Genomic DNA, 20,185 nt, shown 5'->3' on the forward strand with positions numbered 1-20,185 from the left:
GCGGCTGGGCCAGATCCAGCCGCCCGGCAAGAAGCTGATGGACGCCGCCGACTGGGCTCGCGGCGCCCGGCTGGACGCGGCGGCACACGCCTCATGACGCGACCGCAAAACCGTCGAAAAAGCCCGCGCCGCAAGCCATCAACCCGGTGCTGCTCGACCTGCTCCGGCTCGGCAGCTACCAGCTGCTGCGCACCCGGGTCGACCCGTACGCCGCCGTGTCCACCACCGTCGAACAAGCGGGGATCGAATTCGACTCGGCGCGAGCGGGTTTCGTCAACGGCGTGCTGCGAACCATCGCCGCCCGGGACGAGAAGTCCTGGGTCGACGAGCTTGCTCCCGACCCGGAGCGCGACCCGGTCGGGCATGCCGCGTTCGTGCACGCACACCCGCGCTGGATCGCGCAGGCGTTCGCCGACGCGCTGGGCGCGGACGCATCGGAGCTCGATGCGGTGCTGGCGGGCGACGACGAACGGCCTCAGGTTCACCTGGCGGCGCGCCCGGGGGTGCTGACCGCCGCGGCGCTGGCCGATGCGGTGGGCGGCACGGTCGGCCGGTATTCGCCGTATGCGGTGTACCTGCCGGGAGGGGATCCCGGACAGCTGGCACCGGTTCGCGACGGCGCCGCCCTGGTCCAGGACGAGGGCAGCCAGCTGGTGGCCCGCGCGCTGACGCTGGCTCCGGTCGACGGCGACACGGGCCGCTGGCTGGACCTGTGCGCCGGGCCGGGCGGCAAGACCGCGCTGCTGGCCGCCATCGGTGTCGAGTCGGGGGCGCGGGTGACCGCCGTCGAACCGTCGCCGCAACGCGCGGACCTGGTGGTCGAGAACACCCGCGGGCTGCCTGTCGACGTGGTGCGAGTGGACGGGCGCGACAGTGGTCTGGACCCAGGATTCGACCGGGTGCTCGTCGACGTGCCCTGCACCGGGTTGGGTGCATTGCGCCGCCGGCCCGAGGCCCGCTGGCGGCGACAGCCGGCCGATGTGCCGGCGCTGGCCAAGCTGCAACGTGAGCTGCTGGGCGCGGCGATCGCGTTGACCCGGCCCGGTGGCTTGGTGCTGTATGCGACGTGCTCGCCGCATCTGGCCGAAGCCACGGGGGTGGTCGCCGACGCGCTGCGGCGACATCCGGTGTCGGCGTTGGACACTCGGCCACTGTTCGAGCCGGTCGCCGAGGGGCTGGGGGAGGGTCCTTCGGTACAGCTGTGGCCGCACCGACACGGCACCGACGCTATGTTCGCGGCCGCACTACGCCGCCAGTAATGTGACGCACATGCCCGGACCGCTCATAGCGCCGTCGATCCTGGCCGCCGATTTCGCCCGGCTGGCTGACGAGGCAGCCGCCGTGAACGGCGCCGACTGGTTGCACGTCGACGTGATGGACGGCCACTTCGTACCGAACCTGACGATCGGTCTGCCGGTGGTAGAGGCCCTGTTGGCCTCGACCGCCATTCCGATGGATTGCCATCTGATGATTGACAATCCGGACCGGTGGGCTCCTCCGTACGCGGAAGCGGGCGCCTACAACGTCACCTTCCACGCCGAGGCGACCGGCAATCCGATCGGGGTGGCCCGCGATATCCGGGCCGCCGGCGCCAAGGCCGGGATCAGCGTCAAGCCGGGGACTCCGCTGGAGCCGTACCTGGAAATCCTTCCGCACTTCGACACCCTGCTCATCATGTCGGTGGAGCCGGGCTTCGGCGGCCAGAGTTTCATCCCCGAGGTGCTGGGCAAGGTGCGGACGGTGCGCAAAATGGTCGACGCGGGGGAGTTGACGATCCTGATCGAGATCGACGGCGGCATCAACGAGGACACCATTGAGCAGGCCGCCGAGGCCGGCGTCGACTGCTTTGTCGCCGGATCAGCGGTTTACGGCGCGGACGATCCGCAGGCCGCGGTAGAGGCATTACGGCGACAGGCCGGTGCCGCGTCACCACACCTCGGCCGCACGAGCGGCCGATGAGCACCGTCGAGCAGGTCAAGAGCATCGAAGAGGCCATGCGCCTCGCGATCGAGCACTCCTACCAGGTCAAGGGCAACACGTATCCGAACCCGCCGGTCGGAGCGGTGATCGTGGACCAGGAAGGCCGGGTGGTCGGCGTCGGAGCTACTCAACCGGCGGGCGGCGATCATGCCGAGGTCATCGCGCTGCGCCGGGCCGGCGGTTTGGCCGTCGGCGGCATCGCGGTCGTCACCATGGAGCCCTGCAACCACTTCGGCAAGACCCCGCCATGCGTGAATGCCCTGATCGAAGCCCGGGTGGGAACGGTGATCTACGGCGTCAACGACCCGAACGGGATCGCCGGCGGCGGCGCGGGCCGGCTGTCGGCAGCGGGGTTGCAGGTGCGCTCCGGCGTGCTGGCGGACCAGGTGGCGGCCGGGCCGTTGCGGGAATGGCTGCACAAGCAGCGGACCGGGCTGCCGCACCTGACATGGAAGTACGCCACCAGCATCGACGGGCGCAGTGCTGCCGCCGACGGATCCAGCCAGTGGATCACCAGTGAGGCCGCGCGAGCCGACCTGCATCGGCGCCGCGCCATCGTCGACGCGATCGTGGTTGGCAGCGGCACCGTCCTGGCCGACGACCCGGCGTTGACCGCCCGGCTGCCCGACGGCTCGCTGGCCGCTCGGCAACCGTTGCGGGTGGTGGTGGGTATGCGTGAAATACCCTCCGAGGCAAAGGTTCTCAACGACGACGCGCGCACCATGGTGATCCGGACCCACGATCCGCTGGAGGTGCTCAAGGCGTTGTCCGACCGCACCGACGTGCTGCTGGAGGGTGGTCCCACCCTCGCCGGCGCCTTCCTGCGCGCGGGGGCGATCAACCGCATCCTGGCGTACGTCGCGCCGATCCTGCTGGGCGGTCCCGTCACTGCGGTCGACGACGTGGGGGTGCCGAGCATCGCGCGGGCGCTGCGCTGGCAGTTCGACGGCGTGGACCGCGCCGGCCCGGACCTGATACTGAGCCTGGTGGCACGCGGCGGCTAGTGCGCTTCCGCCGTGGGTGCTGGGTCCGTTGAGGGTGCGGGGTCCGCTGAGGGCGCCTCCGCAGGAACTGCCGGTTCTTCGGCGTGCTCTTTGCGGCCGCTGATCAGCAGACCCAGCAGCGCACCGAAGACGCAGATCAGGGCGGTGACCGTGAAGATGTCGCCGTACATCTCGGCGAACGACTGGATCAACAGGTGTCCCTGGGCGGCGATTCGTCCCAACCCCTTGCTGCTGTCGGGCGGCATGTGGGCCAACTTGTCCGCGTAGATCTGGTTGACCCGGTAGAAGCCCCACGCGCTCAGTGAGGCCACGCCGATCAACATGCCGGTCATGCGGGCCACCACCACCGCCGCCGAGGCGATCCCGTGCTCGGCCGCCGGGACCACCCGCAGGGTGGCCGACGACAGTGGACCGATCACCAAACCCAGTCCCAGACCGGCGACCAGCAGATCCGCGTGCACGATCGGCACGCTGAACAACCCGAAGATGCTGTGCTGGCGGTCCAGCAGGTCGAGCCGCCAGTAGTGAATCAGCCAATAGCCGTACGCCGCGATCATCAGCCCGACGAAGGTCACCGCCCGGTCGCCGACTCGGGTCGCGATCCACCCGCCCGCCAGCGCCCCGATCGGCAGCGCGATGAGGAACCACAGCAGCATACCGGCCGCTTCGGTTTGGGTCTTGAGCAGCACGCCCTGGGCGAACAGCTCGACGTCGACCAGCGTCACCATCAGTGCCGCCCCCGCGCAGACCGACGTGCCCAGCGCGGCCAGGAAAGGCCGGAAGTGCACGCCGGCCGGATCGATCAGCCGGGTGCGCGCGAACCGTTCCCAAGCGATGAACAGCACAGCCGCGACGATCGCGCCGATCACCAACGGCAACCCGTAGCTCGGCAGCACCTGTTTGCCGTCCGGGTTGGGGTTGTACAGCCCGATCACCGCGAGACCCAGCGTGACGGCCAGCAACAAACCGCCGACGACATCGATTTTCTCCGGCTCGGCCTCGCGGTCGTGCGACGGCAGGCTGAACTGGATCATCGCCATCGAGATCAAGGTCAGCGGGACATTGATCCAGAACACGTATTTCCAGTCGTGGAACAGCCACACGATGAAAATGCCGTACAGCGGACCCAGCACGCTGCCCAGCTCCTGGGCGGCGCCGATACCGCCGAGCACGCCGGCGCGGTTGCGCTGTGACCACAGATCGGCGCCCAATGCCAGGGTGACCGGCAGCAACGCGCCACTGGCCACACCCTGGATGGTCCGGCCGGCGAGCAGCATATGGAAGTCGCCGAAATGACCTGCCAACGCGGTGACCACCGAGCCGACCATGAACGTGGCCAGGCTGACTTGCAGCAGCATCTTGCGGCCGAAACGGTCGGAAGCGCGGCCCAGCAGCGGCATCGCGGCGATGTAGCCCAGCAGGTACAGCGTGACGATCCAGGTGATCCGCTGCAGCTTGTTAACCGGGATCCCGACATCGTTCATGATGTCGCGCATGATCGTCACCACGACATACGTGTCCAGGGCACCCAGCAGAACTGCGAGGCTGCCCGCGCTGATTGCTACTCGGCGTCCGGCCCGCACGGTGATCAGGCCGTCCCGGGCTTGGTGACCTGCACGGGCTGGCCCCAGTTGGACAAGGTCATCTGAACGGTGTTGTTCGAGCCCTTGTCGATTTTGACCTGTGCCAGCTGGTGATCGCCGGTCTCCTGAATCCAGACGGTCGTCGGTAACGGGCTGGTCGCGTTCAAGGGTGACGCAAGCTTGTTGATGGCCTCCGCGCTGACCTTTCCGCTGATCCGGATGGTGGCCTGTCCGTTGATGGTGTCGCGGCCCTCGGCCTTAGGGTCGGTCAGGTTTGCCAACATGTTGGAGAGGCCGGTGTCGGGATTCAGTATCGACGACGGGTCGTAATGGACGAGGTCGGTGGCTTTGCCCATGTCCTCCCATTTGCCGGGGCTGAGGGCGTTGCTGTACAGCTCGCCGTCCAGGATCACGAAGTCGGCATCTATGTCAGTGCTGCCGCCGAGGACGATTTTGGCGTTGCCCTTCCCGGCGGTGGTGGGGATAGTGGTGAGATCACCGGTCAGCGTTTTGAGGGGAAGACCCTGAATCTTGCCGTTGACAGTCAACACCAGGTGCGCGCTGGTGACGGTTTTGGTGACCGTGGAGGACTGCTGGACCAACGTCTTCGCGTCCGGAAGAGGTCCGCCGCTCGACTTGGAGTCCGAGCAACCGGCGATCAGGATCACGGCGGCGCTCAGGGTGGCGAGGACAGCGAAAAGACGGCGACGGCGGGTCTGCATAGTCTGCATCGTAGAGGGTGCAGCTGTCCCAACCTGTGAAGCAGTCGGGTGCGGGGGCGTCGCAACAATCATTAACCTGGTGCAATGTTCACCGGAATTGTCGAGGAACTTGGAGAGGTGACGGGCCGGGACGCGCTCGCAGATGCCGCCCGGTTGGTCGTTCGCGGTCCCGTCGTCACCGCCGACGCCGGCCATGGCGATTCGATCGCCGTCAACGGCGTCTGCCTGACGGTCGTCGAGGTGCTGCCGGACGGTCGATTCAGCGCTGACGTGATGGCCGAGACCCTGAGCCGGTCCAACTTGGGTGAACTGCGGGTCGGCAGCCGGGTGAACCTGGAGCGCGCCGCGGCCGTCAACAGCCGGCTCGGCGGCCACATCGTGCAGGGGCATGTGGACGGCACCGGCGTGGTGGTGGCCCGCACGCCGTCGGAGCACTGGGAGGTGGTGCGCATCGAAATGCCCGCTACGGTGGCCCGCTACGTCGTGGAGAAGGGCTCGATCACCGTCGACGGGATTTCGCTGACTGTGTCCGGGCTGGGTGCGGAGCCGGCGGACTGGTTCGAGGTCTCGCTGATCCCCACGACCCGGGAGCTGACGACGCTGGGCAGCGCGCCGGTGGGAACGCAGGTGAACCTCGAAGTCGACGTGATCGCCAAGTATGTTGAGCGTTTGCTGAGTGCGAGCGGCGGAAACCCTGCGAAGATAGCGGAAGCTCCCTAAAACCGCACCGCCACCTGCTCAGGAGGACGTCGTGAATATCCTGCGATATTCACCCCATCGGTTGCTCGCCCTCGACGCCTCGACGTTCTTCATGACCACGACGCCGCCACCGCTGACGGATGTCTATTTACTGCGTCGTCGCCCTAGGTTGAGCGTGCTTTGGGGTCTCCCGTACTCCGGATTGCTGCACCCCGGGTCGCCTCCGATCGCGCGACTCGAGCTCACCGACCAGACTGTGCGCTGCATCCTCGTCGACAAGAGCGGATACGCCGGTTGGCTGGCAAAGCGACTTCGCGTACCGGACCTCAAGAAGCGCCTGAAAACCGGGCCGCCCGTGACGGCGTTCGAGTTCCCGCGCGACGACTACGACATCACCTGGCCGGATACCAGCCTCGGCGCTGTTTGTGAGATCCGCCACGGCGCCGCCGACAGTTGGGTTGTGTCGTTCATGCTGCCCGCAGACTACGAAGACTTCGACGTGATCCGGTACTTCCACGCCATCAGGGCCTTCCAGGCGCGCGGTGCCCGTCGAGAGTGGCGGAAAGCGCTGGATCCAATCCGAGAACGCCATCGCGACCTGCCGGACCGTGCCGGCAGCTAGAGGAGGGGCCTCAGGATCTCGAGCGCGTACCAGGCGGACATGATTCCGGAGATCCCCAGGCCCGCAATCGCGAATAACTGGCCGTTGAGCCCGCGCTTGTTGATCCCGTGTAACGCAACGACCCCGAGGAGGACGCTCAACAGGACCGCGACCAGGGCGAAGATGGACCCAAGGGCGGGGTTTGTTGCGTCGGACAGCCTGAAGAAGGGCGTCAGGCTGAGAACAAAAGCCAGGACTGCGGGCGCACTGTAGGGGCGGGCCGGCGCGGCAACCGCTGTCGGCAGCCGGTGGAGGTCGGTCATTGCTGTTCCTTACTGGTGGGTGGCCCGTCCGACGGGCCGGTTATGGAGGACCGCCCCAGGGTCAGGCAGCGCACTTGGCCATTTCTGTACGAATGCTTGATGAACCATCCCGCTGAATAAGCCGTGGCAATAACACCGCCGTCGCGGTGGTTCATACTGGATGCAACACTTGGGCACCCCGCCCGGACCCGCCAAACAGCGAGGTAGCAAAGATGACGAGGTTGGATTCCGTCGAGCGGGCGGTTGCCGACATCGCGGCGGGCAAGGCCGTCGTCGTCATCGATGACGAGGATCGCGAGAACGAGGGCGACCTCATATTCGCCGCAGAGAAGGCGACACCGGAGCTGGTGGCCTTCATGGTCCGCTACACCTCGGGATACCTGTGTGTACCGCTGGACGGCGCGATCTGCGACCGGCTGGGTCTGCTGCCGATGTACGCGGTGAACCAGGACAAGCACGGCACCGCCTACACCGTCACCGTCGATGCCAGGAACGGTGTGGGCACCGGGATCTCCGCCTCCGACCGGGCGACCACCATGCGGCTGCTGGCCAACCCCACCAGCATCGCCGAGGACTTCACCCGTCCCGGTCACGTGGTTCCGTTGCGCGCCAAGGACGGCGGGGTATTGCGCCGCCCCGGCCACACCGAGGCCGCGGTCGATCTGGCCCGCCTGGCGGGCCTGCAACCGGCCGGCTCGATCTGCGAGATCGTCAGCCAGAAGGACGAGGGCTCGATGGCCCAGACCGACGAGCTGAGGGTCTTCGCCGACGAGCACGGTCTGGCGCTGATCACGATCGCCGACATCATCGAATGGCGGCGCAAGCACGAGAAGCACATCGAGCGGATCGCCGAAGCCCGGATCCCGACGCGGCACGGGGAGTTCCGCGCCATCGGCTACAGCAGCATCTACGAGGACGTCGAGCACGTCGCGCTGGTCCGTGGCGATATCGCCGGGCCCACCGCCGAAGGCGACGACGTGCTGGTCCGGGTGCACTCGGAGTGCCTGACCGGCGACGTGTTCGGCTCCCGCCGCTGCGACTGCGGACCACAGTTGGACGCCGCGATGGCGATGGTCGCGCGCGAGGGACGCGGCATCGTGCTCTACATGCGCGGCCACGAGGGCCGCGGCATCGGCCTGATGCACAAACTGCAGGCCTATCAACTGCAGGACGCCGGCGAGGACACCGTGGAGGCCAACCTCAAGCTCGGATTGCCAGCGGATGCACGGGATTACGGAATCGGTGCGCAGATCTTGGTCGACCTCGGGGTCCGTTCGATGCGGCTGCTGACCAACAACCCGGCCAAGCGGGTCGGGCTGGACGGATACGGGCTGCACATCATCGAGCGGGTGCCGCTGCCGGTGCGGGCCAACGCGGAGAACATCCGGTATCTGATGACCAAGCGCGACAAGATGGGCCACGACCTGGTCGGGTTGGACGATTTCCACGAATCCGTCCATTTGCCAGGTGAATTCGGTGGTGCCTTGTGAGTGACCGGACCCGCGACGATGCAGAGTGTAGCGATGCTGAGGAGTGGCGCAAATGAGTGGAGGCGCCGGAGTGCCGGAGGTGCCGGCGCTCGACGCTTCTGGTGTGCGGCTGGCGATTGTCGCCAGCACCTGGCACGGCGAAATATGTGATGCGCTGCTGGCCGGCGCATGCAAAGTGGCCGCCGGGTCGGGCATCGACGACCCGCAGGTGGTCCGCGTGCTGGGCGCCATCGAGATCCCGGTTGTGGCGCAGGAACTGGCCCGCAACCACGATGCCGTCGTCGCGCTGGGTGTCGTAATCCGCGGTCAGACACCACATTTCGATTATGTTTGCGACGCGGTGACGCAGGGCCTGACCCGGGTCTCGCTGGATACCTCGACGCCGGTTGCCAACGGGGTGCTGACCACCAACACCGAGGAGCAGGCGCTGGACCGCGCGGGACTGCCGGGATCGGCAGAGGACAAGGGTGCCCAGGCGACCGCGGCGGCTTTGGCGACCGCGCTGACCCTGCGCGACCTGCGCGCTCGGCCGTGACGTCGCCAGAACCCGCCTGGGATGCCGAGCTGCGCCCCTATCTGACACCGATATTCGCTTATGCTGCAGCATTTGTCATTGTCGTAACACACATCGCGGTGGGCTTGCTGCTCAAGATCAAGTCCAGCGGAGTGATCTTCCAGACCGCAGACCAGGTGGCGATGGGCGTTCTGGGTGTAGTCATCGCCGGTGTCATCCTGCTCTTCGCCAGGCCGCGGCTGAGGGTGGGCCACCTCGGGCTCTCGGTGCGTAATCTGTTGGGCGACAGGCTAGTCGACTGGGCAGAGGTCACCGGTGTGTCGTTCCCCGCTGGAAGTCGCTGGGCGCGAATCGATTTGCCCGACGACGAATACATCCCGGTGATGGCGATCCAGGCCGTCGACAAGGAGCGTGCCGTGGAGGCCATGGACACCGTGCGGTCGCTGGTGGCGCGCTATCGGCCGGACCTGGGCGCCGGCTAGGCGGCGTAATCGGTGAATGGACACCGGGCGGGTAAGCGCGTTTGGGCGCCACCGGGCGCGGTCGTTGATCGGCGAGGACCCGACACGCTGCCCGCCTGCGACGGGCAAACCCCGACGCATTCGCGAGTCGCATGGATTAATGATTCAGTGAATAGCCGTGGTGATCGGCAGTCGTGGCGACTGTGGGCAGTAGGCTCGACGGGCAAACGTAGGGGAGCTGAGGATGTCAGAAATTATCGTCCCGAACTTCTGTGCACAAATTTCCGGCGGCGTGCCACGCGCGGGCGTCGAGTGAGGCCATGATATTGCCATGCTGACCACGACGTATGCCGGGCTCACCGACCTCGGGCGCCAGAGGTCCCGTAACGACGACCGGTGGGGCGCAGACCCGGCGCAGGGCCTCTACATAGTTGCCGACGGGGTGGGCAGCACCACCCATGGAGACATGGCCGCTGAACTGTGCGTCCAGTTGTTGCCGACGTACGTGGGCCGCCACTTCGCCGGGGCCGACTTCCGTGACGGGGAGGTGGCAGCGCGGTTTGGCCGCGCCGTGGTGGAGATGTGCACCGACCTGCACGCGCGCAGCCAGACCGACTCTCAACTCGCCGGCGCCGGCACCACCCTGGTGACCGTCATAATCAACGACGAGCTCGCGGTGATCGCTCATCTCGGTGACAGTCGTGCCTACCTGTACCGAAACCAGCAGATGCAGCGGCTGACCAGCGATCACACTCTCGTGCAGGCGGTAGTGGATGCCGGCGAACTGACCGAAGAGGAGGCCGCACACCACCCGAAACGGTCGATAGTTACCCGGCAGGTGCTGATGACCCCGCCTGCGAAGCCCGATGTGAGTGTGCAGGAACTGCAGCCCGGTGACCGAATCCTGCTGTGCAGCGACGGTTTACACGGAGTCGTCGATGACGCGACGCTGGCCGCCATCCTCACCGAACACCCGGATGCGGCCGACGCATGCCAGGCGTTGATCGCGGCCGCCAACCAAGGCGGGGGACCCGACAACATCACCACCGTGGTGATCGATGCCGACGGAGCAGGCGTATCCGCGCCCACGCCCACCGTCCAACCGACAGTGGCCGCCCAGACGGCGACGATGCCCGCGCCCGTACCCCAACCGAGCGCACCCGCGGCCCCACCGATCCCCGTACCGCCGCCGCCGCCGCAGCAGCAGGCCGTTCCACCCGCGCCACCCGCTGGTCACGTTCCTCCCCGGATGGGGCCACCGCCGCCGCAGCCGCCGCAACCGCCAAGCCGACGCCGTGGACTGAAATGGGCCCTGGTCGGCTTGGTCGTCGTGTTACTGGCCGGCGCCGGCGTCGGCTACCTGCTGTGGGGGCACCAGCCGGCCTCACAACCGCGGGCTACGCAGACCGGGAAGCCGTCGGCCCAAGCGCCGGCGCCCGCGACGTCAACTCTGCAGTCGCTGCAGCCCGATCCCGCGTTGGGCCGTCAAATTACGCTGCCGTTCGGGGATCTCAAAAACGTCAAAGCCGTAGCGGTGGATGGCGCGGGCACTGTGTACGTCCTTGCCGTCAAAGGCGACAAAACGGTGGTGTTGAAGCTGATAAAGGGACAATCCGAAGCTGTCGACATGCAATTCGGCTATCTGACGGATGCTTACGGCATTGCGGTGGACCAGTCCGGGAAGAACGTCTACGTCACCGACCGCGCCAACAATGGTCGGCTGATGAGGTGGACGGAAGGGTCGACCGAAGCGGGCGAGCTGCCCCTCCGGATGCAGAACGAGGGCAAGCTGAAGACGCCATACGGTGTAGCGGTCGCCGCCAGCGGCGTTGTCTACGTCGTCGACACCGAGGGCAACCAGGTGGTAAAGGTTCAGCCCGACGCCTCCGGAGATTCCCCGAACGCGACCGCGCTCCACTTCACCGGCCTCCATGACCCCGTCGGGGTCGCGGTGAACAGCAACGGAGATGTCTACGTCGTCGACCACAGCAAGAACGTCTACGGCAAGAACCGGTTGGTGAAGCTGCCGGCGGGCTCGGACAAGCAGGTGGATGTGCCTGCTACCGACCTCGATGAACTCACCGGGGTGGCGGTCAACGGCGACGACGTCTACATCACCGACCGTCATGACCATCAGGTGTTGAAGGTGTCGGCCGGCTCAACCACCCCGACGATCCTGCCGTTCACGGGGGTCGGCAGGCCCTCTGGTGTGGCCATAGACAGCAGCGGCAACGTCTACGTCACCGATGACGAGACCCGCAAGGTCCTGGAACTGCCGGCCGGCTAGCGCATCGCACGGGTTGCTGCCGGCCCGCTGTACGATCGCGCGATGGCGCATCGGGGGCGCAGCTGGGTGGCGGTCGCTTCGGCCATTGCCGTCATGTCGGCGGGCGGCTGCGTCAAAACGACCACAGGCCAAGCGGTTCGGGCTTCCGGCCAGGCGTCGCACGCGCTCCCGGCGCGCGATCTGCTGTTGCAGGACGGGGAGAACACTCCGCTCGGTCGGGCGACCGCGGCACCGGTGGGCAATAACTACTTCACCAGCGCCCGCCCGTCCGAATGCTCGGCGGCGATGCTGTTCGAGGGTTCGCCGCTTCGGCCCGCCGGGTCCAAGGATCACGCCGAGTCGTCCTACAAATTCGACAGCCAGGCGCTGTACGCCGAATCGATCGACGTCTACGACAACCCCCTGAACACTCACGATGTGATCCGGAATGGCTTCACTGCGGTGTCCAACTGCCATGGCGACGCCGTCCCCATATCCCCCAGCGGCGAGTTTCCCACGATGCGACTTAGCCGCTTCGCCACGCCGTCAGAGGGCGTCCTGGTGTGGAAAATGACCCGTCCGGATTGGAACTGTGACTACGGGCTGGCCGTGATCCCGCAGGTAGCCCTGGTGATGGCGGTTTGCGACTTCAAGCCCGGATTCCCGATGGCGGACTGGGCGGCGAAAAGAAGGGCGCAGCTAGAGAGCCGGGCGTGATCGCGCTGCGCGCCGGGCGAATACGACGCGCCGAGCCTTCGCCACACTTATCGTGTTGCTGGACCGCTGTTGCTTGGGAGGCTGATGTTGGAGGGTACGGCGTTCGGACGCTATCGGCTGATCGAGTTGCTGGGCCGCGGCGGTATGGGCGAGGTGTGGCGGGCCCACGACACCGCCACCGACCGGACGGTCGCCATCAAGCTGTTGCCGGCGCATTTCTCCGACGACGAGGACTTTCAGCGGCGATTCCGCCGCGAGGCACAAGCCGCGGCACGGCTGAACACCCCGCATGTGGTCCCGATCCACGACTACGGCGAGATCGACGGCCGTTTGTATGTGAATATGCGGTTGATCGAGGGTCGCGACCTGCAAACCGTGCTCACCGATGGCCCGATGGATCCGGCTCGCGCGGTGCACATCGTCGGCGGGGTGGCCAAGGCATTGCATGCGGCCCACGAGGTCGGTCTGTTGCACCGGGACGTCAAACCCTCCAACATCCTGCTGGACCGCGACGACTTCGCCTACCTGATTGATTTCGGGATCGCCCGCGCCCTGGACGAAACGCGAATGACCAAGTCGGGCAATACGATCGGCACCTTCCAATACATCGCGCCCGAGCGTCTGGGCGGCAAGGAGGACGCCCGCGCCGACATCTACTCGTTGGCCTGCGTCCTATACGAATGCCTCACCGGGACCCCGCCGTTCGGGCAACTCACGATGGCCGAGCTGGTCGTCGCACACCTCCAATCCGCACCGCCCCAACCGTCAGCCACCCGACCGGAGGTGCCCGAGCAGATCGACCAGGTGATCGCCAGTGGCATGGCCAAGGACCCCGATCAGCGGTACGCCACCACCATCGAATTCGCCACCGCCGCCCGCGACGCGATCACGGTGCCAATTCCGACGCCTAAGCCGGCACCTGCGCCGGCACCTGCGCCGCAACCGGTCCCCCAGCAGGCCTCGGTGCCCGTCCTACCACCGACGACCCCGGTCCAGCGTCCGGCGCCGCCGATCCCAGTTGATGCGGGTCATCCCGCGCCGCCCGTCCCGCGGCATCCACCCGTCGAAATGCCGCCGCACCGGCCGGACACGCACGTTGCGCGGCCTTCGCAGCCCTCGACGCGGCGCAAAGGCGTGCTGATCGCGGCCGCTTTGGCCGTCGCGGTCGTTGCGGCGCTTGTGGTCTTTGGCCTGACGAACATCGGGAACCATCCGGCCCCCCAAACCGGCGAAACCAGCCAGACCAGCCAAACCGGTCAGACCGGCCAAAACGCGTTGCCGGACCCCGCCACCCTGCTGGCGCAATCCGTGGTCACCACCCGAGTGCTCAAGAGCGCACATGTCGTTCAAGCCGTTGCCGGCAAGATCGAGGGGCTCCCCGTCAAGGCGCTGAATGCTGACGTCACGACGAGCCCCACGGCCGCGGCAACGGGACAGTGGACGCTTACCTTCGCCGGATCGGATATCAACGCCAACTTTGTGGTTGTGGACGGGGAGCTCTACACCGATGCCTTGGCTGCGGGTCAATGGAGCGATATGGGTAAGGCCTCGGACGTCTGGGATCCGACGGTGATCTTGAACCCGGACGTCGGCCTGGCCAAGATACTGTCAGGCTTCAGCAGCCCGAAAGCCGTTGGCCGCGAAACGATCAACGGCTTCGCGACGGTCAAGATCACCGGTCAGGTCAGCGGCGACGCCGTCATCGCGATGCTCCCGAAGGCCGCGGTGAGCGGACCCGTTCCGGCCACCGCATGGATCCGGGAGGACGGCGACCACGAGTTGGTCCGGCTGACGCTGGAACCCAGCCCCGGCAACAGCCTCCAGCTCACGCTGTACAACTGGAATGCGCCCGTCACCGTAACCAAGCCGCCCGTCTGAGGGCGACTAGAACCACCCAGAAGCGTCGTCATCCTGGAAACCCCGCCAGAAGCGCACAAAGTGTTGGAACCATTTGGGGCGCCGGCTCAACCACGGGTCGAACCAATAATCCGAGGCAAACTTCACTATCCCCAGGGCAGTGAGCAGTCCGGCGACCAGACCGTAGCCGGCAAAGCTCAGTCCCGAGACCGCGGTGTAAGCCTTGTCGCCCAGCACCCGAACATTCAGTGGTGAGTCATGGCTAGAGCGATGCAGCTGTAATCCCTGCACCTTTCCGGTGTGTGGCTGTCCGCCAACGCTCCACGTGCCCACGCACTCGTAGCCCACCGGCTGGGTACGGCAGTAATTGATCGTTGCCGTCGTCGATGTGCCGACAAGGTACGCGTAGTAGTCGTAAGCGCCGATGCCGAAGAATCCGAGTGACACTGCCACGCCGGCGATCGCGAACAGCCTTGCCGCCAGACGCCGCAAACCGGCCAGGGTGCCGGTGGGGCGGGTGGCAGCCTGGGGCACGCCGCCGACGGGTTCCTCGGGATCGCCGCGATCCATGAGGAAATCTTGCCAGGGGGGAGGGCGCCGCGCTGCCGGTTACCGGGCGTCCTGATGGGGCTGGCGTTCCGAGGGGACCTCGTCTTTCGAAAGGACGATGGGTAACCCCGTTTCCGTCAGTTTGTACTCGTCTGATCTCATGACGTACTCGACATGCTGGGGTTGGTACCTGCTCATCTCTGGACCCGGCAGCCCTACCAAGAATCGGTTGCTGACTGACTCGGATGGATTGCGGAGTCCCCGCAACTGTGAGAGCGCGAGCCCAAAGGACGCAGCCGTGCCTGCGATGCCCACGCACGCCTCGATGGCTCCGTTCATCATTACCGCCTAAGGAAAGGTTGAGTTGATGGCAAGAGCTTGAACGGGCGAGCTTCAGGGATTCTCCAGAAATCTTTGAAACGCGCAGTAGTCCGAGGACGCCCGCCTTTTCAGGTGCCCGTTGAGCGACCACTAGCCTGGATACGTGCCAGATCCCGCAACGTATCGCCCGCCGCCCGGGTCCATCCCGGTCGAGCCGGGCGTGTACCGGTTCCGGGACTCGCACGGGCGCGTCATCTACGTCGGGAAGGCCAAGAGCCTGCGCAGCCGGCTCACGTCGTACTTCGCCGACGTCGCGAGCCTGCAACCCCGGACTAGGCAGATGGTGACCACCGCGGCCAAGGTCGAGTGGACGGTGGTCAACACCGAAGTCGAGGCCCTGCAGCTGGAATACAACTGGATCAAGGAGTTCGATCCACGCTTCAACATCCGTTACCGGGACGACAAGTCCTACCCGGTGCTGGCCGTCACGCTCAACGAGGAATTTCCGCGGCTGATGGTCTATCGTGGCCCGCGGCGCAAGGGCGTGCGCTACTTCGGGCCGTACTCGCATGCGTGGGCGATCCGGGAAACGCTTGATCTGCTCACCCGGGTGTTTCCGGCGCGAACCTGTTCGGCGGGAGTGTTCAAGCGGCACAAGCAGATCGACCGCCCCTGCCTGCTCGGGTACATCGACAAATGCTCGGCGCCGTGTGTCGGCCGGGTCAGCGCCGAGCAGCATCGCCAGATCGTCATAGATTTCTGCGACTTCCTGTCCGGCAAGACCGACCGGTTTGCCCGCGAGCTGGAACAGCAGATGCAAGCCGCGTCGAACGAACTCGATTTCGAACGGGCCGCGCGCCTCCGTGACGACCTTGGCGCGCTCAAGCGGGCCATGGAGAAGCAGGCGGTGGTGCTCGGCGACGGCACCGACGCCGACGTCGTGGCTTTCGCCGACGACGACCTGGAAGCGGCGGTGCAGGTGTTCCACGTGCGTGGCGGGCGGGTACGCGGTCAGCGCGGCTGGATCGTCGAAAAGCCCGGAGACCCAGGTCGTTCCGGCGAGGAGCAGTTGGTCGAGCAGTTCTTGACGCAGTTCTACGGCGATCAGGCCGAGCTGGGAGACTCGGCCGACGAATCCGCCAACCCGGTTCCCCGTGAGGTGCTGGTGCCGTGCCTGCCGTCCAACGCCGAAGAGTTGGCCAGCTGGCTGTCCGGACTGCGCGGCTCCCGCGTCGCATTGAGGGTGCCGCGCCGGGGCGACAAGAAGGCGCTGGCCGAGACCGTGCAGCGCAACGCGAAAGAGGCTCTGCAGCAACACAAGCTGAAGCGGGCTGGCGACTTCAACGCCAGATCCGCTGCGCTGCAGAATATTCAGGAGGCCCTGGGGTTGGCCAGCGCGCCGCTGCGGATCGAGTGTGTCGACGTCAGCCACGTGCAGGGCACCGACGTGGTGGGCTCGCTGGTGGTATTCGAAGACGGTCTGCCACGAAAATCGGACTATCGCCACTTCGGCATCCGGGAGGCCGCCGGGCAGGGTCGCTCCGACGACGTCGCCTCCATCGCCGAGGTGACCCGGCGACGGTTCCTGCGCCACCTGGGTGATCAGAGCGACCCGAATCTGCTTTCTCCCGAAGGAAAATCACGCCGTTTCGCCTACCCGCCCAACCTGTTCGTCGTCGATGGCGGCGCGCCACAAGTCAATGCGGCAAGCGCCGTCCTCGACGAGCTCGGTGTCGCCGATGTCGCGGTGATAGGCCTGGCAAAGCGGCTGGAAGAGGTATGGGTGCCGGCCGAGCCGGACCCGATCATCATGCCGCGCAACAGCGAGGGGCTGTATCTGTTGCAGCGCGTGCGCGATGAGGCGCACCGATTCGCAATCACCTACCATCGCAGCAAGCGATCCAAACGTATGACGGCGTCGGTGCTGGACTCGGTGCCCGGATTGGGAGAGCATCGTCGAAAAGCGCTGGTCACCCATTTCGGATCCATAGCCCGCCTCAAGGAGGCCACCGTCGACCAGATCACTGCCGTTCCGGGCATCGGCGTGGCCACGGCCACCGCTGTGCTCGAGGCGCTGCGTCCCGACTCGCCCGGAGCCACCGAATGACCAACCACGCCGGGGACGGCCACCCGGGCCCTGCGAACGGCGGCGGTATCGACGTCGTGCTGGTGACCGGGTTGTCCGGGGCGGGGCGCGGCACCGCGGCCAAGGTACTCGAGGATCTCGGCTGGTATGTGGCGGACAACCTGCCACCCCAGCTGATCACCCGGATGGTGGATTTCGGGCTGGCGGCCGGATCGCGGATCACCCAGCTGGCAGTGGTCATGGATGTGCGCTCGCGCGGATTCACCGGCGACCTGGATTCGGTGCGCAACGAACTGGCTACCCGAGACATCACCCCACGAGTGGTGTTCATGGAGGCATCCGACGACATGTTGGTACGGCGCTACGAGCAGAACCGCCGCAGCCATCCGCTGCAGGGCCAGCAGACGTTGGCCGAAGGCATTGCCGCCGAGCGCCGGATGCTGGCCCCGGTCCGGGCCACCGCCGACCTGATCATCGACACGTCGACACTGTCGGTGCGGGGCCTGAGGGAGAGCATCGAGCGCGCGTTCGGCGGTGATGCCGGGACGTCTACCAGCGTCACCGTCGAGTCCTTCGGCTTCAAGTACGGTCTGCCGATGGACGCCGACATGGTGATGGACGTGCGGTTTCTGCCGAACCCGCATTGGGTCGACGAGTTGCGCCCCCTGACCGGCCAGCATCCCGCCGTGCGGGACTATGTGCTCGGCCAACCCGGCGCGGCCGAGTTCCTCGACGCCTACCATCAGTTGCTGTCCTTGGTTGTCGAGGGCTACCGGCGAGAGGGGAAGCGCTACATGACGGTTGCCATCGGCTGCACCGGGGGTAAACATCGCAGCGTGGCGATCGCCGAAGCGTTGATGGGGCTGCTGAGCTCGGATCCGCGACTGTCGGTGCGGGTGCTGCACCGGGATCTGGGTCGCGAATGAGTCCACCCTCGCATCCGAGCAATCAAAGTATTGTCGCGTTGGGCGGCGGGCACGGCTTGTACGCGACGCTGTCGGCGGCCCGCCGGCTGACGCCCTATGTCACGGCCATCGTCACCGTCGCCGACGACGGTGGCTCCTCGGGCCGGCTGCGCAGCGAACTAGACGTGGTGCCGCCGGGCGATCTGCGAATGGCGTTGGCGGCGTTGGCATCCGACAGCCCGTATGGGCGGCTGTGGGCGACGATCCTGCAGCATCGGTTCGGCGGCAGCGGCGCCCTGGCCGGACATCCCATCGGCAACCTGCTGCTGGCCGGGCTCAACGAGGTGCTGGCCGACCCGGTCGCCGCCCTCGACGAACTCGGGCGCATCCTCGGCGTCAAGGGCAGGGTGCTGCCGATGTGCCCGATCGCCCTGCAGATCGAGGCCGACGTTTCCGGCCTGGAATCCGACCCGAGGATGTTCCGGGTGATCCGCGGCCAGGTGGCGATCGCGACCACGCCGGGAAAGGTGCGGCGGGTCCGGTTGCTGCCCGCCGACCCTCCGGCGACCCGGCAGGCCGTCGACGCGATCATGGCGGCCGACTTGGTGGTGCTGGGACCCGGGTCGTGGTTCACCAGCGTGATTCCGCATGTGCTGGTGCCGGGGCTGGCCGCGGCCCTGCAGGCCACCACGGCCCGGCGGGCGCTGGTGCTCAACCTGGTCGCCGAGCCGGGCGAGACGGCCGGCTTCTCGGTGGAGCGCCATCTGCACGTGATGGCCCAGCATGCGCCCGGGTTCACCGTCCACGACATCATCATCGACGCCGAACGTGTGCCCAGCGAGCGGGAACGGGATCAACTGCGCCGCACCGCAACATTGCTGCATGCCGAGGTCCACTTCGCCGACGTGGCCAGACCTGGTACACCTTTACATGACCCGGGCAAGCTGGCCGCGGCTCTGGACGGTGTGCGGGTGGGCGATGATGGCGCGGCCGGACCTGCGGTGACGGTTACCGACGAGATTCCGGTCGACGGTGAACGCTCGCAAAGAGCCGCGAAATGGACCGGATCGCAACGGACCGAGGGGTGACGACGCGTGGCGATGACGACCGAAGTCAAGGAAGAGCTGAGCCGCCTGGTAGTGAAGTCGGTCAGTGCGCGGCGCGCGGAGGTCACGTCCTTGCTGAGGTTCGCCGGCGGGTTGCACATCGTGGGCGGCCGCGTGGTCGTCGAGGCCGAGGTAGATCTGGGCGGCATCGCCCGGCGGCTGCGCAAGGACATCTTCGACCTTTACGGCTACAACGCCGTCGTGCATGTGTTGTCGGCCAGCGGGATTCGCAAGAGCACTCGATATGTGTTGCGGGTCGCCAACGACGGTGAAGCACTGGCTCGTCAGACCGGGTTGCTCGACATGCGTGGGCGTCCGGTGCGCGGTTTGCCGGCCCAGGTTGTCGGCGGCAGTGTCGGCGACGCCGAAGCGGCATGGCGGGGCGCGTTTTTGGCGCACGGTTCGCTGACCGAGCCCGGCCGTTCGTCGGCGCTGGAAGTCAGTTGCCCGGGTCCTGAGGCTGCGTTAGCGCTGGTGGGCGCGGCCCGCCGGCTCGGGGTCAGCGCCAAGGCGCGTGAGGTGCGTGGCGCCGACCGGGTGGTGGTGCGCGACGGCGAGGCGATCGGCATGTTGCTGACCCGGATGGGCGCCCAGGACACCCGGGTGGTCTGGGAGGAGCGCCGGCTGCGTCGCGAGGTGCGCGCCACGGCCAACCGGCTCGCCAATTTCGACGACGCCAATCTGCGCCGCTCGGCGCGGGCCGCAGTCGCGGCGGCCGCACGGGTGGAGCGGGCGTTGGAGATACTCGGCGACACCGTGCCCGACCACCTCGCCTCGGCCGGCAAACTGCGTGTCGAGCACCGGCAGGCGTCCCTGGAGGAGCTGGGCCGGCTGGCCGATCCTCCGATGACGAAAGACGCTGTGGCCGGCCGTATTCGGCGATTGTTGTCGATGGCCGATCGCAAGGCGAAGGTCGACGGCATCCCCGACACCGAGTCGGCGGTGACGCCCGACCTGCTCGAAGACGCCTGACCGGCCGGTGAGATTGTCCGGGATCCCTG

General features: G+C 66.9%; 18 protein-coding genes and 2 pseudogenes. 16 read left to right on the forward strand and 4 right to left on the reverse strand.

Going from position 1 to position 20,185, the window contains the following annotated elements; all coding sequences use genetic code 11:
• From VML93_RS14480 to ribD, 4 genes and pseudogenes are all read left to right on the forward strand, one after another.
• A pseudogene (locus tag VML93_RS14480) lies at positions 1–97 on the forward strand (methionyl-tRNA formyltransferase); the annotation flags it as partial.
• 28 nt (positions 98–125) lie between these two features.
• Positions 126–1,259 (forward strand): annotated as a pseudogene (locus tag VML93_RS14485) (RsmB/NOP family class I SAM-dependent RNA methyltransferase); the annotation flags it as partial.
• A 10-nt stretch (positions 1,260–1,269) separates the two neighbouring features.
• A complete protein-coding gene (rpe, locus tag VML93_RS14490) occupies positions 1,270–1,959 on the forward strand; it encodes a ribulose-phosphate 3-epimerase (RefSeq protein ID WP_325611599.1) in 690 nt (229 codons plus the stop codon).
• A complete protein-coding gene (ribD, locus tag VML93_RS14495; protein WP_325611601.1) occupies positions 1,956–2,984 on the forward strand; it encodes a bifunctional diaminohydroxyphosphoribosylaminopyrimidine deaminase/5-amino-6-(5-phosphoribosylamino)uracil reductase RibD in 1,029 nt (342 codons plus the stop codon). The genes rpe and ribD overlap by 4 nt, the downstream gene beginning before the upstream one ends.
• Here the strand turns inward: ribD and VML93_RS14500 are convergent.
• Both VML93_RS14500 and VML93_RS14505 read right to left on the reverse strand, forming a co-directional pair.
• Positions 2,981–4,567 (reverse strand): MFS transporter, encoded by a 1,587-nt coding sequence (locus VML93_RS14500; RefSeq protein ID WP_325611603.1) that lies wholly within the window; start codon positions 4,565–4,567, stop codon positions 2,981–2,983. The genes ribD and VML93_RS14500 overlap by 4 nt on opposite strands.
• A gap of 5 nt (positions 4,568–4,572) precedes the next feature.
• Positions 4,573–5,289, reverse strand: coding sequence for an LppX_LprAFG lipoprotein (locus VML93_RS14505; RefSeq protein ID WP_325611605.1), 717 nt, complete (start codon positions 5,287–5,289; stop codon positions 4,573–4,575).
• Between the two features lie 84 nt (positions 5,290–5,373).
• Here VML93_RS14505 and VML93_RS14510 point away from each other — a divergent pair, with 84 nt between their 5' ends.
• Both VML93_RS14510 and VML93_RS14515 read left to right on the forward strand, forming a co-directional pair.
• Positions 5,374–6,009, forward strand: a complete 636-nt coding sequence (locus VML93_RS14510) for a riboflavin synthase (RefSeq protein ID WP_325611607.1) — start codon at positions 5,374–5,376, stop codon at positions 6,007–6,009.
• A gap of 31 nt (positions 6,010–6,040) precedes the next feature.
• Positions 6,041–6,610 carry a hypothetical protein gene (locus VML93_RS14515; RefSeq protein ID WP_325611609.1) on the forward strand — a complete coding sequence of 190 codons (570 nt, stop codon included), beginning with the start codon at positions 6,041–6,043 and terminating at the stop codon, positions 6,608–6,610.
• Here VML93_RS14515 and VML93_RS14520 read toward each other — a convergent pair.
• Positions 6,607–6,912 (reverse strand): hypothetical protein, encoded by a 306-nt coding sequence (locus VML93_RS14520; protein WP_325611611.1) that lies wholly within the window; start codon positions 6,910–6,912, stop codon positions 6,607–6,609. The two genes, VML93_RS14515 and VML93_RS14520, sit on opposite strands and share 4 nt — an antisense overlap.
• Before the next feature lie 212 nt (positions 6,913–7,124).
• On the opposite strand from VML93_RS14520, the gene VML93_RS14525 reads away from it, so the two are divergent.
• The 6 genes from VML93_RS14525 to VML93_RS14550 all read left to right on the forward strand — a co-directional run bounded on the left by VML93_RS14525 (position 7,125) and on the right by VML93_RS14550 (position 14,238).
• The gene (locus VML93_RS14525) at positions 7,125–8,402 is read left to right on the forward strand and encodes a bifunctional 3,4-dihydroxy-2-butanone-4-phosphate synthase/GTP cyclohydrolase II (protein ID WP_325611613.1); all 1,278 of its coding nucleotides are present in this window, start codon (positions 7,125–7,127) and stop codon (positions 8,400–8,402) included.
• Between the two features lie 52 nt (positions 8,403–8,454).
• Positions 8,455–8,937, forward strand: coding sequence for a 6,7-dimethyl-8-ribityllumazine synthase (gene ribH, locus VML93_RS14530; RefSeq protein WP_325611615.1), 483 nt, complete (start codon positions 8,455–8,457; stop codon positions 8,935–8,937).
• Positions 8,934–9,398, forward strand: a complete 465-nt coding sequence (locus VML93_RS14535; protein ID WP_325611616.1) for a PH domain-containing protein — start codon at positions 8,934–8,936, stop codon at positions 9,396–9,398. The genes ribH and VML93_RS14535 overlap by 4 nt, the downstream gene beginning before the upstream one ends.
• A 310-nt stretch (positions 9,399–9,708) precedes the next feature.
• On the forward strand, positions 9,709–11,664 hold the full coding sequence (locus VML93_RS14540) for a protein phosphatase 2C domain-containing protein (protein ID WP_325611618.1): 1,956 nt from the start codon (positions 9,709–9,711) through the stop codon (positions 11,662–11,664).
• 42 nt (positions 11,665–11,706) lie between these two features.
• Complete coding sequence (locus VML93_RS14545) at positions 11,707–12,360, forward strand: hypothetical protein (protein WP_325611620.1); 654 nt, start codon at positions 11,707–11,709, stop codon at positions 12,358–12,360.
• Positions 12,361–12,444: 84 nt separating this feature from the next.
• Entirely contained in the window at positions 12,445–14,238 is a 1,794-nt protein-coding gene (locus tag VML93_RS14550) for an LppX_LprAFG lipoprotein (RefSeq protein ID WP_325611622.1), read from the forward strand.
• A gap of 6 nt (positions 14,239–14,244) precedes the next feature.
• Here the strand turns inward: VML93_RS14550 and VML93_RS14555 are convergent, their stop codons facing one another.
• Positions 14,245–14,787: a hypothetical protein gene (locus VML93_RS14555; protein ID WP_325611624.1), complete on the reverse strand. Its 543-nt coding sequence runs from the start codon at positions 14,785–14,787 to the stop codon at positions 14,245–14,247.
• Positions 14,788–15,250: 463 nt separating this feature from the next.
• Here VML93_RS14555 and uvrC point away from each other — a divergent pair, with 463 nt between their 5' ends.
• Genes uvrC through whiA form a run of 4 tightly spaced genes read left to right on the forward strand, consistent with a single transcriptional unit; the run spans position 15,251 to position 20,156 of the window.
• Positions 15,251–17,194, forward strand: coding sequence for an excinuclease ABC subunit UvrC (uvrC, locus tag VML93_RS14560; RefSeq protein WP_325611626.1), 1,944 nt, complete (start codon positions 15,251–15,253; stop codon positions 17,192–17,194).
• Positions 17,191–18,099, forward strand: a complete 909-nt coding sequence (gene rapZ, locus VML93_RS14565; protein WP_325611627.1) for an RNase adapter RapZ — start codon at positions 17,191–17,193, stop codon at positions 18,097–18,099. Before uvrC ends, rapZ begins: the two co-directional genes overlap by 4 nt.
• Positions 18,096–19,166, forward strand: a complete 1,071-nt coding sequence (yvcK, locus tag VML93_RS14570) for a uridine diphosphate-N-acetylglucosamine-binding protein YvcK (RefSeq protein WP_414686354.1) — start codon at positions 18,096–18,098, stop codon at positions 19,164–19,166. Before rapZ ends, yvcK begins: the two co-directional genes overlap by 4 nt.
• A 12-nt stretch (positions 19,167–19,178) precedes the next feature.
• Positions 19,179–20,156, forward strand: coding sequence for a DNA-binding protein WhiA (whiA, locus tag VML93_RS14575; protein ID WP_325611629.1), 978 nt, complete (start codon positions 19,179–19,181; stop codon positions 20,154–20,156).
• The last annotated feature ends 29 nt before the right edge of the window (positions 20,157–20,185 follow it).

This window comes from Mycobacterium sp., assembly GCF_035499775.1.
Lineage (GTDB): Bacteria > Actinomycetota > Actinomycetes > Mycobacteriales > Mycobacteriaceae > Mycobacterium.